A 13,635-nucleotide genomic window follows, 5' to 3' on the forward strand; every position below is an offset into this window, starting at 1 on the left:
TCATGATCGAAAACGGCGGATCGGACGAGCATTATCGCCCGATACTGCTCGATGAATCCGATCCGGAGCAGGCCACCCGGCTTGCCGAGTTGTTGTCGGATTCGACGATCGAGGTTCGGGACTTGCGAGCCGGTCTGCGTGCCGAGTTCGCGAGTCTGGTTGCGCCGCCGGAAATATCCGATTCACCGGATTTGGAGCGGTGGGCGTATTACCCCTGGCGCCGTGCTGTCATCGCGCTGCCCGGTCCGGAACTGCTTCGCACCGTCCGGCTCGACCGGAATCGCAACAACCTGACTCGCGCGGAACAGGAGATCCTCGGCACCCAGGCCATCGGTGTGGTCGGGCAGAGCGTCGGTCACGCCGTGGCCCACGTACTCGCCATGGAAGGCACGTGCGGACTGCTGCGGCTGGCGGACTTCGACGCCGTCGAGCTCTCCAACTTGAACCGGCTCCCGGGCACCCTGTTCGACCTCGGAGCCAACAAGGCCGTGGTCGCCGCCCGCCGGCTCGCCGAGCTGGATCCCTACCTGCCCGTGGAGGTCTTCCCGACCGGGGTCGACGAGGAGAACATCGAAGCCTTTCTCGCCGGTCTGGACATCGTTGTGGAGGAATGCGATTCGTTCGACATGAAGCTCGCGGTGCGCGAGGGCGCCCGCCGCCTGAGGCTCCCGCTGGTGATGCATTCCAGCGATCGCGGGCTGCTCGATGTGGAGCGTTTCGACCTGGAACCGGAGCGGGAGCCGTTCCACGGCTTGTTGGGCGGCGTCACGGCCGCCGAACTGCGCGGACTGTCCACCCGCGACAAGACCCCGCTCATGGTCCGCGTTCTGGACGGCCGCAATCTGTCGGCCACGCTCGCGGCGAGCATGGTGGAGATCGGCGAGACTCTCAACAGTTGGCCGCAATTGGCCTCCGACGTGCAGCTCGGCGGCTCGAATGTGGCCGCGGCGGTGCGCCGGATCGGACTGGGGCAGAAGCTGAGGTCCGGGCGCACGCGCGTCGACATCGAGAAGAGTCTCGACGAGATCGTCGAGCCCGAGTTCCGGGACGAACTGGTGTGGCCGGACGGACCGGACGAGCCGGGACCGCGGTCCGGCATCGAGGCCGTGCTCGAATGCGCGCAGCGGGCGCCCTCGGGTGGCAATGTCCAGCCGTGGACGCTTCGCGCCGACACGGCCGAGGTGACCATCGCCCTCGCGCCCGAGCGCTCCTCGATGATGGATATCGGCGGTCGGGGCAGTGCGCTCGCGGTCGGAGCCGCGCTGTTCAACGCGCGTGCTGCCGCTGCCGCGCAGGGGATGCTCGGTGAGAGCGAACTGCGGACCGGCGCAGCGGGACCGCTCACCGCCGTGATGCGGTTGGGCTCGGGTGCTGACCCGGAGTTGTCCCAGCACTATCGGGGGCTGCTCGATCGGCACACCAATCGTGGCGAGGGGACCGGCGCGCCGATCCCGGTCGAGGTCTTGGACGGACTCCGGGCCGTCGCGAACCGGGCGGGCGCGACGTTGCGCATGGTCACCGACCGCCGCGGTATCGACTCCGCGGCGCGCATCCTGGCCGAATCCGAGCGGACGCGCTACCTGACCCGGGACATGCATGCCGAGATGACATCCGAGCTGCGATGGCCTGGCGACGATCTGCGAACCGGGATGGATCTGCGCACCCTGGGCCTTCGGCCGGACGGTTTGGCCAAGCTCGAGATCGCCATTCGCCCCGATGTGATGGCCCATCTGCGCTCCTGGTCGGGCGGTGCTGCCCTGGTGGAGGACACACTGACGAAGCTGCGATCCAGTTCGGCCGTCGCCGCGCTGACCTTCCCGCGCCCGGAATTGGACGGGCGATCCGAGCTCGTCGCATATGCCCAGGCTGGCGAGGCGATGCAGCGGGTATGGATTGCCGCCGAACGATCCGGACTCGCGGTTCAGCCGGTTTCGCCGGTATTCCTTTATGCCCGACGCCCCGGGGAACTACACGCGGTTTCCCCGGAGTTCGCCGATACACTAACGTCACTTCAGGGCAGCTTCCTGGAGCTGTTGGAAGTGCCTGGGCACGAAACGATGGCGCTGGTGCTGCGTCTCGGCTACGCGTCGGAACCTGCTGTTCGCAGCGGGCGACGTCCGATACCGAGTCTCGGCATGCGCGGCGAGTGAGATCGGAGACAAGGTGCCTCGGCGAACTCTCGACTCATTGGTGACCCAGGTCGCCTCGGAGTTGATGGCGGTCGATGCGTCCACGATGGCGGCCGCGAGTGAGCGTGTGCTGGCCTGGCTGGTGGAGCACTTCGATGTCGATTTCAGCTTCCTGCGTTTCACGGATGAGACCCGCGCGGCTTCGGTCCTGATCGCGGAGTGGCCGCATCGAACGATGCCCGCGGATATCGATCCCTTGCAGGTGGCCGACCTCGAGGATCCGACCGAGGCGTTGACACGGTTCGGCGAGACCGTCGAACCGATCATCATCAGGCCCATCCCCGAATTCGCCGACTATCAGCGACTGATTCACCAAGCCGCCGGAATCGAAGCCGTGTCTGCCGCCGCGGTGCCCCTGGTTTCCCGTGGCAAAGCGACCGGATTGCTCGGTTTCATCAAAGAGGGCGACCGCGAGTGGAGTACTCGCGAGCTCAATGTTCTCAAGGCGATCGCCGCCCTGTTCGCTCAGTTGCAGGCGCGCGTGGTGGCCGAGGAGCGGCTCAGATATATCGCCATGCACGACGATCTGACCGGGCTGGTGAACCGGCGCGCGCTGCTGGAGCACATGGAGGATCGGCTGCGGCCCGGTAATGCCGGGCCGGTGGCGACCTTCTTCCTCGATCTGGATCGGCTCAAGGCGCTCAACGACTTCCTGGGGCACACCGCGGGTGACAATTTCATCCGCTCGCTCTCGACCCGGTTACGCGAGAACCTGGATCCTTCCGACATGATCGCCCGTCTGGGCGGCGACGAGTTCGTGATCGTGCCCGCGAAGCCGATGGACGCGGAGTCGGCCGGGGCGGAGGCGACGCGGATTCAGCAGTTGATCGGGCGGCGGGTGACGGTGGGGGAGGAGACCGTCAGTCGCGGGGCGAGTGTGGGTGTGGCGCTGGGGATTCCGGGGGCGACCACGGTCGCCGATGTGCTGCGGCGGGCCGATCATGCCCTGTTGTCGGCGAAGTCCAGTGGCGGCAATGGGGTGGCTGTTTTCACCGATGCCATGCGGGCGCAGTTCGAGTTGCAGGACGATGTCGAGCTGAATTTGCGGAGCGCGGTGTCGGACGGGTCGCTGGTGCTGCACTATCAGCCCGAGGTGGATTTGCGGACGGGGCGGGTTGTCGCGTTGGAGGCGTTGGTGCGGTGGCAGCATCCGACGCGGGGGTTGTTGCCGCCGGGGGCGTTCGTGGGGGTGGCGGAGGCCACGAATCTGGCGGGGGAGCTGGGGCGGTGGGTGATCCGCACGGCCAGTGAGCAGTTCGCGTTGTGGCGGCGGCGGGGGCTGGCGTCGAATGTGGTGATCCGGATCAATGTGTCTCCGGTGCAGCTGGTTTCGCTGGACTTCGTGGAGACCATGGAGGGGATTCTGCGCCGGTACGGGATCGACGGGTCGTCGGTGTGCCTGGAGATCACCGAACATGTTGTGGTGCAGGATCTCGCGCGCACGCAGGTGACGTTGCGCGGGCTCAAGCGGATGGGCGTGCAGATCGCGATCGACGACTTCGGGACGGGGTATTCGTCGCTGTCGCATCTGAAGGCGCTGCCGGTGGACGCGGTGAAGATCGACCGCGGGTTCGTGCAGCGGCTGGGCGCCAGCGCGGATGATCTGGCGATCGTGAAATCGATTGTGGGGCTGGCTGGTTCGTTCGGTCTCGGCGTGGTCGGCGAGGGGGTGGAGACCACGGTGGCGGCGCGCACGCTGGTGGCGCTGGGCTGTTATCGGGCGCAGGGCTTCCTGATCGCGCGGCCGATGCCGGCCGAGGAGGTCGAGGAGCATCTGGCGGCGGGCCGGATCGCGCTGGATCTGGATCTGCCCGGTACCAGCCGGTCGGTCCTGCCGGGACCGTCCTGACCTGCCCGGAAATAATTCGAACCCCCGGGAAATCGGGGCGAAACCGGTACTCGTCCGACTCGCGAACACTATTGTTCGTGATGTAGCGTGCGGTTCTGACAGGGCTGTCGAAGTAAGGGATGGATCGGCGTGCGTGATCGTGGCCTGAGCGGCAAGAAGACTTTGATTACCGGCGCGGCGAGCGGCATCGGCCGGGCCACGGCGCTGGCGGCGGCCCGCAAGGGCGCCCGGCTGGTGCTCACCGACGTGAACGCCGAGGGGCTGGACGCCACCGTCGCATCCATCCGTTCCGGCGGCGGCGCCGTGGAAGTGGCCACCGCCCTCGACATCAGCGACTACGAGGCCGTCACCGCGTTCGCGGAGAAGGTGCACGGGCAGGTCGGCTCGCTCGACGTGGTGATGAACATCGCGGGCGTCTCCACCTGGGGCACCGTCGAGAACCTCGAGCACAAGCACTGGAAGCGCATGGTGGATGTGAACCTCATGGGTCCCATCCACGTGATCGAGAACTTCGTGCCGCCCATGGTCGAGGCCGGGCGGGGCGGGGCGCTGGTCAACGTGTCCTCCGCGGCCGGTCTGCTCGCGCTGCCCTGGCACGCCGCGTACAGCGCCAGCAAGTTCGGTCTGCGCGGTGTCTCGGAGGTGCTGCGCTTCGATCTGGCCCGCCACGACATCACTGTCCACCTGGTGGTGCCGGGCGCGGTCGACACTCCGCTGGTGCAGACCGTGGACATCGTCGGCGTCGACCGTGACGACCCGCGAATCCAGGCCTGGATCAAGCGCTTCCGCCGCCACGCCAAGTCGCCGGACGAGGTGGCCGAGACGATCCTGCGCGGCGTGGAGAAGGGCACCTACCTGATCCACACCCAGTTCGACATCCGATTCGGCTACTGGTGGGCCCGCAAGTTCGCCTGGCCGTACGAGTTCGCCATGCGTCGCGCCAACGACCTGTTCACCACCTTCCTGCCCAGGCCGGAGTCGAAGTCCGGGCGGCAGGACGAAGTGACGGGTGCGAACACGGCGGATTGACCGGCGGGTCGGGCCTGGCGGTAGGCCGGACCCGGTGCGGCGGATCGGCCGACCGGGTCAGATCTGATCGGCGGTCGGCTCGCAGACGCCCGGCTTGGTGCAGTTCTCGGCCGCGTGCGTGTCGAGCACCCGCGCTCCCGGTCCCTCGTCGCCCAGGTGGTCGTGGGCGTTGAAGATCTTGCACACGCCCAGCGACAGGCACCCGCAGCCGATGCATCCGGTGAGGTTGTCGCGCAGCCGCACCAGCTGTTCGATGCGGTCGTCGAGATCGGCGCGCCAGGTGGTGGACAGGGTCTCCCAGTCGCGACGGCTGGGGTTGCGCCCGTCGGGGAGGTTGTCGAGGGCGCGGCGGATCTCGGCGAGCGGTATGCCGACCCGCTGGGAGATGCGGATGAAGGCGACCCGGCGCAGGGTCTCGCGGGAGTAGCGGCGTTGGTTGCCGCTGGTCCGGCGGGCGCTGATCAGCCCTTCTCGTTCGTAGAAGTGCAAGGCGGACACCGATACTCCGGCTCGCTGGGCGAGCTGACCGGGGGTCAGCTCCTTCGCCTGCCACGACGCGGTCTGCATTCCTGAACATTACTCCAGGTTTCCGGCCGCGGCGACCCGGCGACCGGAGGATTCACCGGGGCGACTCGAGGTTTTCCCGGGTGCGAATTGCATGCCATCCGTGCCGCGGGCAACTACCGTCGTGTCATGGGAACAAAGGCCGCACCCACGGCGCGACCGTTTTCCGTGACCTCGGAGGTCGGCGCACTGCGCACGGTGCTGTTGCACCGCCCGGGCGACGAGCTGCGCAGGCTCACCCCGCGCAACAACGATCAGCTGTTGTTCGACGCCATTCCGTGGGTGGAGCGCGCCCAGCAGGAGCACGACATCTTCGCCGACGTGCTGCGCGGCCGCGGGGTCGAGGTGCTGCTGCTGGCCGATGTGCTCACCGAGACCATCCAGGGCAGCGGCGCCGCCCGGATCCAGGGTATTTCCGGGGCCGTGGACGCCCGCCGGCTCGGTCACGTGCTGGCCGACGAGCTGGCCTCCCACCTGCGCCGGGTGCCCGCCCCGGAGCTGGCGCAGATCCTGATGTCCGGCATGACATTCGATGAGCTGCCGTTCGGTCAGGACGCCACCTCGCTGGTGCGCCGCATGCATCACGGCCACGATTTCGTCATCGATCCGCTGCCGAACCTGCTGTTCACCCGGGACTCGTCGTTCTGGGTCGGCCCGCGCGTGGCGATCACCTCGCTGGCGCTGCCCGCGCGGGCCCGCGAAACCTCGCTCACCGACCTGATTTACGCCTTCCACCCCCGCTTCCTGGGTGTGCGCCGGGCCTACGAATCGCACACCGCCCCCATCGAGGGCGGCGACGTGCTGCTGCTGTCCCCGGGCGTGGTCGCGGTCGGGGTGGGTGAGCGCACCACCGCCGCGGGGGCGGAAGCGTTGGCGCGCAGTCTCTTCGAGGATGACCTGGCCCACACCGTGCTCGTCGTGCCGATCGCCCAGACCCGTGCGACCATGCATCTCGACACGGTCTGCACCATGGTCGACGTCGACGCCGTGGTCATGTATCCGGCGATCCAGGACGAATTGTGCGCCTTCACCATTCGTAAGGAGGAGGGTGGCGTGAGCATCTCCGGTCCCGACCCCTTCCTGCGGGTGGCGGCCGAGGCCATGGGCATCGGCAAGCTGCGGGTGGTCGACACCGGCCTGGACGGCGTCACCGCCGAACGGGAGCAGTGGGACGACGGCAACAACACCCTCGCCCTGGCCCCCGGCGTGGTGGTGGCCTACGAACGCAACGAGAACACGAACGCGCGGCTCGAAGACGCCGGAATCGAGGTGCTGCGCATCCCCGGCTCCGAGCTGGGTTCCGGCCGTGGCGGTCCGCGCTGCCTGTCCTGCCCGTTGTCGCGTGACGAGGTGTGATGAAGCCATGCTGGACATCCCGGTCGACCACCACTCGACGGTCCCGCCGTATGAGCAACTGCGCCAGGGCATCATCGCCCGGGTGCGCTCCGGTGAGCTCGCCGCGGGCACCAAGATCCCCACGGTCCGGGCGCTGGCGGCGACGCTGAAACTGGCCCCCAATACGGTGGCGCGCGCCTACCGCGAGCTGGAGCAGGACGGCATGCTCGAAACCCGCGGGCGGCTGGGCTCTTTCATCGCGTCCTCGGGCGACCCGACCCGCGACCTGGCGGGCCGCGCGGCCACCGAGTACGTGGCGGTGATCAGGCGACTAGGTCTGGACGACGATGCCGCGGAGCGCTATCTGCACGCCGCCCTCGGCGAAAACGACACGGCGCCATAGTTTCCGGCGGTCGACGCCGAGCGTCGGTCCTACCTCCAGCTGGGCAGCCACAGGTGGTCGTGCCAGTTGCCGGGTGTGATCGGCATACCGGTCAGGATCGGCCACAGCCAGATGAAATTGGCGATGACCAGCGCCAGGTACAGGCACACCAGCAGCAGCCCCAGCCCCTGTCGTTCACTGGGCGGGGTGAACATCTGCCAGCCCGGCGCGCCCGAGAGCCGCCGTCCGCTGGGCGGCGCGTGGCCGAGGATGTCGCCGAGCGCCAGCGCCACGCCCATGGCGAGGAACGGGGCCAGCGGCACCGCGTAGAAGAAGTACATCTGCCGGTCCAGGTCCAGGAACCAGGGCAGGATTCCCGCCCCGTACCCGACCAGGACGGCGGCGTAGCGCCAGTCGCGCCGCACGATGCTGCGCCACAGCGCCCACCCGAGCATGGGGAAGACCACCCACCACAGCGCGGGCGTGCCGATCGCCATGACCGCCTTGACGCAGGCGGCCTGCCCGCACCCGCTGACATTAGTGTCGGCGTAGTAGTAGAGCATCGGCCGCAGTCCCATGGGCCAGGTCCACGGCTTGGATTCCCACGGATGGTGATTGCCCGCGGAGTTGGTGAGTTCCTTGTGGAAGTTGAGGACCTCGCCGCCGTAGTACCAGAGTCCGCGCAACGCGCCGGGCACCCACGAGAAGTCCCCGCCGCGACCGACCTTCGACCCGACCGCGTACCGGTCGTAGCTGGTCTCGCTGGCGAACCAGCCCCAGAAGGACATGAGGTAGACGAACACCGGTACGACCATCAGCGCGTAGACGGTGGGCCCGAGGTCGCGCCGGGCGACGCCCTCCCACGGCTTCTTCACCCGATACCCGCGTCGCGCGGCCAGGTCGAACGCCAGTGACAGCGCCGCGAACCCGACGATCCAGTACGCGCCGGACCATTTGGTGCCGCAGGCCAGTCCGAGCATGAGGCCCGCGCCGAACCGCCACCAGCGCACGCCGAACCGCGGCCCGTATTCGGTGTCGTCGATGCGTCCCTCGGCGGCGACCAGCGCGATGCGGGCGCGGATGTCGTCGCGGTCCACCACCAGGCAGCCGAAGGCCGCGGTGACGAACAGCGCCTGGAAGATGTCGAGCATGCCGATGCGCGAGGACACGAAGGTGAGTCCGTCGCAGATCAGCAGGATGCCCGCGAACGCGCCGATCAGGGTGGATCGGGTCATCCGCCGCACGATGCGGATCACCAGCAGCACCAGCAGCGTTCCGGAGACGGCGGCCGTGAACCGCCAGCCCCACGGCCCGTATCCGAAGATGGCCTCGCCGAGCGCGATCATCTGCTTGCCGACCGGCGGGTGCACCACCAGCCCGTAGGCCGGGTTGTCCTCGACGCCGCCGTTGGTGAGCACCTGCCAGCCTTGCGGCGCGTAGTGCTTCTCGTCGAAGACCGGCGTGTGCAGGTCGGTCGGATAGTTCAGCAGCAGGAACCGGGTGATGCCCGCGATCGCGGTGAGGAACAGCGTGACCACCCAGCCCCGCGCCCAGTCCGTGGGCCCGAAATCGGGTGAGGGCGCCAGCGGAGCGGGACTCGACAGCGCCGCCGTCTCCGCCTGAACCGCTGACGGTCGCACGTCGGTTACCTGGGTCACGCCGTCGATCGTAAGCGGTCGCGCCCCTCGAGTCGCCTTCCGGTGAGCCGCCGCCACTCCGGTGGCGGCCCCCGGCCGAGGTTCGCGCGCCCGCGCCGGTAGGTTCGGCGGGTGTCTCGGAGTGGAACAGCGGAACAGATGAGCGCCGGGTCCGGTGCGCCGGGCCGGCTGGTCCTGGCGGCGACGCCGATGGGCGATATCGGTGACGCCTCGCGGCGATTGCGGGACGCGCTCGCCACCGCCGACATCGTGGCGGCCGAGGACACCCGGCGGACGCGGTCGCTGGCGAAGGCGCTCGAGCTGGAGATCTCCGGCCGGGTGGTGAGCTTCTACGACCACGTGGAGACCGCGCGCATCCCGATGCTGCTCGAGGAGATCGAGTCCGGGAAGACGGTGCTGCTGGTCACCGACGCGGGCATGCCGTCGGTGAGCGATCCCGGTTATCGGATGGTGGCGGCGTGCGTGGAGCACGGCCTGCCGATCACCTGCCTGCCCGGGCCGTCCGCGGTCACCACCGCGCTGGCCCTGTCCGGCCTGCCCGTCGAACGCTTCTGTTTCGACGGGTTCCCGCCCCGCAAGTCCGGGCAGCGCAAGGAGTGGCTGCGCACGCTGACCTCGGAAGCCCGCGCGGTGGTGTTCTTCGAGGCCCCGCACCGGCTCGCCGACTGCCTGGCCGACGCGGTCGAGGTGCTCGGCCCGACCCGCCGCGCCGCGGTCTGCCGGGAGCTCACCAAGACCTACGAGGAGGTCGTGCGCGGCACGCTGGCGGAGCTGGCCGCCTGGGCCGTCGAGGGGGCGCGCGGTGAGATCACCGTGGTTCTCGAAGGCGCGCAGCCCGTTTCGGCCGAGCCCGCCGATCTGGTCGGCCAGGTCGAAGCCCTGATCGAGTCGGGGCTGCGGTTGAAGGACGCGTGCGCGGAGGTGTCCGCCGCCACCGGGGCGTCGCGTCGCGAGCTGTACGACGCGGTGCTGGCGTCTCGTTCCGCCGAATAGCACTGTGCGGGTCGGTGTTCGGCCCGCGATTGTCTGGCCAGTGTGCCCACTGGAAGGGGTGCGCCGATGCCGCGCCCGGCCCGGCGGGCCGCTGTTACAGTCCCCGTTCATGGTGCATGAGACGGCCGCTCCGGCAAGTGAATTGGTGCTGGAACCGTTCGAGTTGAGCGACGATTTCTATCAGCGGCCGCACGACGCGTACGACCTGTTGCGGGCGCGCGGCGCGGCGCATTTCGTGCGCTTCCCGGACGGCGGGACCGGTTGGCTGGTCACCGATTACGAAGCGGCGAAGGCCGTCTTCCTGGATCCCGCCGTCAGCAAGGCTCTCAAATCGCCGGGCGCGCAGGCCGCGCTCGGTGGTGATGCCGGCGGCGCGGCCATGTTCGGCGACATGATGCTGTTCTACGACCCGCCGGAGCACACCCGGCTGCGGGCCCTGGTGAATCGCGCGTTCAGTGGTCGCGCGGTGCGCGAACTGGCCCCGCGCATCACCGAATTGGCCGACGGTCTGCTGGCCGGGCTGGCCGAGGACGCCGCGACCGAGCAGGATCTGCTGGACCGCTACGCGTTCCCGCTGCCCATGCTGGTGATCTGCGAACTGCTGGGCGTGCCCAACGAGGACCGCGACAGCTTCCGCGCCTGGTCCACGACCCTGGTCTCCAATGACGAGACCCCCGAGGCCCGTGGCGCCGCCGTCAGCCAATTCCTCGGCTATATCGACGGATTGATCCGCGCCAAGCAGGAAGCGCCCGCCGATGACCTGCTGTCCGAACTGATCTCGGCCAGTGAGGACGGCGACCGGCTCTCCCACCGCGAGCTGATCAGCATGGTGTTCCTGCTGCTGATCGCGGGTTTCGAGACCACCGTGAACCTGATCTCCAATGCCGTCGCGATCCTGTTGACCGACAACGGAGTCCGGGCCGCTCTCGCCGCGGACCCGGGCCGGATGGCGGATTTCGTGGAGGAAGCCCTGCGCTTCGAGTCCCCGGCCGGCGAGGGCACCTTCCGCTACACGACCGCCCCGGTCACCGTCGGCGGCATCGAAATCCCCGCGGGTCAGCGGGTTCTGGTGTCGATGGCCGCCGCCGACCGCGACCCGTCGCGCTTCGACGACCCGCACCGGGTGGACCTGGACCGCGCCGACAAGAATCATCTCGCCTTCGGCTACGGCGTCCACCGGTGCGTCGGCGCTCCGCTGGCGCGCATGGAGGGTGGGGTCGCGCTGACCCGCCTGCTCGCGGCCTACCCGGACCTGGTGCTCGCGACCGACACCGAATTGTCCTGGCGCAAGTCGCTGATCGTGCGGGGACTCACCGCGCTGCCGGTCCGCCTCCGTCCCTGACCCGGGGTCCACCAGTTGGCGGGCCCCATCAGTTTCACCAGCGCCGGGACCAGCAGCATGCGGACCAGGGTGGCGTCGATGATCAGCGCGATCACCATGCCCAGGCCGAGAAACCGCATGGGCGTGAGCGGCGACAGCGTGAACGCGCCGGTGATGAGCACGAGCAGCGTCGCAGCGGCGGTGATCACGCGCGCGGTCCGCACGGTTCCGACGCGCACCGAGGTCTCGGTGTCCGCGCCCGCGTCGTGCGCTTCCACCATGCGCGACAGCAGGAACACCTCGTAGTCGGTGGAGAGCCCGAACACGACCGCGATGATGAGGACCATCATCCCCGCGGACAGCGGGCCGACGCTGACGTGCAGCGCACCCGCCAGATGCCCCTGATCGAAGATCCAGGTGAGCACGCCGAAGGTGGCGGCCAGGCTGAGGAAGGCCATGAGGACGGCCTTGAGCGGCAACACGATCGAGCGGAACGCCACCGCCAGCATGAGCAGCGTGACGGCCACCATGACCGCGATCATGAGCGGGAGCCGATCGAGTACCGCCGCGATGCTGTCGACGGTGGTGGCGCTTTCGCCGCCGACCCGCAGCTCGAGTCCGTCCGGATGCAGGTCCCGCAGGTCGCGCACGATGCCCTGGGCGCGCGGTGAGCGGTCCGGGGCGGCGAGCGCGGCGTGCACGATGACAGTGTCGTCGCGGGTATCGAGGGCCAGCGCCTGCCGGACTCCGGGGACGCCGCCGATCTCCCGCAGCGCGCGGCTGACCACGGCCTGAGTCGGTGTGCCGCCGCCGGTTTCGCGGACCAGGATGGTGGCCCCGCTATTGGCGGCGGGGAAGTGCGCCGTCAGTTCCTCGACGGCGACCCGGGTTTCATTGCCCGCGGGCAGGGCGGTGTGGTCGATGTCGCCGAGCCGGACACCGGTCAGCGGCGCGGCCAGCACCAGCAGGATCGCGCCGACGGCGAGGGCGATCACGCCCGGCCGCCGCATGACCGCGGTGACGACGCCACCCCAGAACCGTTGCGCCCGAGCCTCGGAACGATCGAAGGCGTCCGCGCGCCAGCTCCACTTGCCGATCCGCGGACCGAGCAGCGCCAGGATGGCGGGCAGCGCGGTCACCGACAGCGCGGCGGCCAGCCCCACCGCCGCGATCGCCCCGATCCCGAGCGAACGCAGCACCGCCAGCGGGAACACGAACGTCCCCGCGAACGCGCACATGAGCAGTAGCGCCGAGAACAGCACCGTGCGCCCGGCCGTGCCCAGCGTGCGGGTCACCGCCGCCTCCACGCCGGTTCCGCGCGCGAGTTCCTCCCGGAACCGTCCGACGATGAAAAGCCCGTAATCGATGGCCAATCCGAGCCCCAGCAGCGACACCACGTTCATGGCGAACACGCTGACCTCGGTGAGCCTCGCGATCAGCCCGACCGCGCCCAGCGCCCCGATCACCGCCAGGGTGCCGATCGCCACCGGCAGCGCGGCGGCCACCACACCGCCGAACACCAGAACCAGCACCAACGCCGTCAAGGGGATCGAAATGGATTCGGCCAGTACCAGATCGTCCCGTGATTGCGTGCTGATCGTGTCGGCGAGCGCGCTGTACCCGGTCAGCTTGGTGTCGAGCCCGTCGACCCGCAGCGCGGCAGCGATTCTCGGATACTCGGCCACCCGCTGGTTGTCGTCGCCCGCCGAGAACACCACGGCGACCGCCTGCCGCCCGTCGGCCGACCGCAGATACTGCGATCGCGCACTGCTCCAATAGCTTTCGACGGGCCGCCGCAACAGCGCCGGGTCGATGGACGCGATGGCCGCTGTCACCCGTGGCCCGATATCCGCCAGCGACTGCCCTTCGGGCGCGGTGTACACGGCGATGACATCCGGATTCTGCGGCCCGAGCCGCTCGGTGACCCAGGCGTCCACCTCCGTGGATTCACTGCGCGGCACCACGAATCCCGCCGAACTCACCCGCTGCTGCAGTCCGGTCGCGAACACCCCGCAGGCCAGTGCGAACAACACCGCCACCACCAGCACGGTCTTCGGCCGGGCGACCACCACGCGCGCCCACGCGGCGACGAGACCGCCGACCGCCGCGTGATCACCGGATGCCGCGCCACCGCGCGATTGTCCGCCGGCCGCCCCGGATTCGGTTGTGGCCGAGTAGTCGGTCGGCTGGGCGGGCCCGCCGGTGGCGCCGGGCGAGTCGCCCTCGATCCCAGCTCCGGTGGCCTCGGTGGAATTGCCGGTGGTGGTCATGGGCACTCCGATCCTGTTGTGCGCGAGCGGGTGAGCGCGGCGGGC

10 protein-coding genes are annotated in these 13,635 nt (G+C 69.2%); 7 read left to right on the top strand and 3 right to left on the bottom strand.

The genetic code is table 11. The features are described 5' to 3' along the window. Nucleotides 1-2: 2 nt before the first annotated feature. From ACFRAQ_RS02120 to ACFRAQ_RS02130, 3 genes are all read left to right on the top strand, one after another. On the top strand, nt 3-2,150 hold the full coding sequence (locus tag ACFRAQ_RS02120; RefSeq protein ID WP_379092873.1) for an Rv1355c family protein: 2,148 nt from the start codon (nt 3-5) through the stop codon (nt 2,148-2,150). A gap of 64 nt (nt 2,151-2,214) precedes the next feature. After that, complete coding sequence (locus tag ACFRAQ_RS02125) at nt 2,215-4,038, top strand: putative bifunctional diguanylate cyclase/phosphodiesterase (protein ID WP_379095736.1); 1,824 nt, start codon at nt 2,215-2,217, stop codon at nt 4,036-4,038. Nucleotides 4,039-4,167: 129 nt separating this feature from the next. After that, nucleotides 4,168-5,067 carry an SDR family oxidoreductase gene (locus tag ACFRAQ_RS02130; RefSeq protein WP_379092876.1) on the top strand — a complete coding sequence of 300 codons (900 nt, stop codon included), beginning with the start codon at nt 4,168-4,170 and terminating at the stop codon, nt 5,065-5,067. A gap of 57 nt (nt 5,068-5,124) precedes the next feature. Here ACFRAQ_RS02130 and soxR read toward each other — a convergent pair whose 3' ends face one another. Continuing rightward, nucleotides 5,125-5,634 (bottom strand): redox-sensitive transcriptional activator SoxR, encoded by a 510-nt coding sequence (gene soxR / locus ACFRAQ_RS02135; RefSeq protein WP_379092879.1) that lies wholly within the window; start codon nt 5,632-5,634, stop codon nt 5,125-5,127. Between the two features lie 126 nt (nt 5,635-5,760). Between soxR and arcA the strand changes: the two genes are divergently transcribed. Then, nucleotides 5,761-6,987, top strand: coding sequence for an arginine deiminase (gene arcA, locus ACFRAQ_RS02140; protein ID WP_379092882.1), 1,227 nt, complete (start codon nt 5,761-5,763; stop codon nt 6,985-6,987). Between the two features lie 7 nt (nt 6,988-6,994). After that, nucleotides 6,995-7,369, top strand: coding sequence for a GntR family transcriptional regulator (locus ACFRAQ_RS02145; RefSeq protein ID WP_357280540.1), 375 nt, complete (start codon nt 6,995-6,997; stop codon nt 7,367-7,369). Between the two features lie 29 nt (nt 7,370-7,398). Here the strand turns inward: ACFRAQ_RS02145 and ACFRAQ_RS02150 are convergent, their stop codons facing one another. Further along, nucleotides 7,399-9,006, bottom strand: a complete 1,608-nt coding sequence (locus tag ACFRAQ_RS02150) for a dolichyl-phosphate-mannose--protein mannosyltransferase (RefSeq protein ID WP_379092885.1) — start codon at nt 9,004-9,006, stop codon at nt 7,399-7,401. Nucleotides 9,007-9,144: 138 nt separating this feature from the next. On the opposite strand from ACFRAQ_RS02150, the gene rsmI reads away from it, so the two are divergent. Together rsmI and ACFRAQ_RS02160 are read left to right on the top strand one after the other, a co-directional pair. Beyond that, nucleotides 9,145-9,999, top strand: coding sequence for a 16S rRNA (cytidine(1402)-2'-O)-methyltransferase (gene rsmI, locus ACFRAQ_RS02155; protein WP_379092888.1), 855 nt, complete (start codon nt 9,145-9,147; stop codon nt 9,997-9,999). A 109-nt stretch (nt 10,000-10,108) separates the two neighbouring features. Then, nucleotides 10,109-11,341, top strand: coding sequence for a cytochrome P450 (locus ACFRAQ_RS02160; protein ID WP_379092891.1), 1,233 nt, complete (start codon nt 10,109-10,111; stop codon nt 11,339-11,341). Here ACFRAQ_RS02160 and ACFRAQ_RS02165 read toward each other — a convergent pair. Further along, a complete protein-coding gene (locus ACFRAQ_RS02165; protein ID WP_379092894.1) occupies nt 11,242-13,590 on the bottom strand; it encodes an MMPL family transporter in 2,349 nt (782 codons plus the stop codon). The two genes, ACFRAQ_RS02160 and ACFRAQ_RS02165, sit on opposite strands and share 100 nt — an antisense overlap. Nucleotides 13,591-13,635 lie beyond the last annotated feature (45 nt).

The sequence above is a fragment of the Nocardia sp. NPDC056611 genome, assembly GCF_042792755.1.
GTDB lineage: Bacteria > Actinomycetota > Actinomycetes > Mycobacteriales > Mycobacteriaceae > Nocardia.

Bases quoted from the DNA above. Each gene is read 5' to 3' on its own strand.
- ACFRAQ_RS02120 (WP_379092873.1), top strand. From the start codon at position 3: ATGATCGAAAACGGCGGATCGGACGAGCATTATCGCCCGATACTGCTC.
- ACFRAQ_RS02125 (WP_379095736.1), top strand. From the start codon at position 2,215: ATGGCGGTCGATGCGTCCACGATGGCGGCCGCGAGTGAGCGTGTGCTG.
- soxR (WP_379092879.1), bottom strand. From the start codon at position 5,634: ATGCAGACCGCGTCGTGGCAGGCGAAGGAGCTGACCCCCGGTCAGCTC.
- arcA (WP_379092882.1), top strand. From the start codon at position 5,761: ATGGGAACAAAGGCCGCACCCACGGCGCGACCGTTTTCCGTGACCTCG.
- ACFRAQ_RS02145 (WP_357280540.1), top strand. From the start codon at position 6,995: ATGCTGGACATCCCGGTCGACCACCACTCGACGGTCCCGCCGTATGAG.
- rsmI (WP_379092888.1), top strand. From the start codon at position 9,145: ATGAGCGCCGGGTCCGGTGCGCCGGGCCGGCTGGTCCTGGCGGCGACG.
- ACFRAQ_RS02160 (WP_379092891.1), top strand. From the start codon at position 10,109: ATGGTGCATGAGACGGCCGCTCCGGCAAGTGAATTGGTGCTGGAACCG.
- ACFRAQ_RS02165 (WP_379092894.1), bottom strand. From the start codon at position 13,590: ATGACCACCACCGGCAATTCCACCGAGGCCACCGGAGCTGGGATCGAG.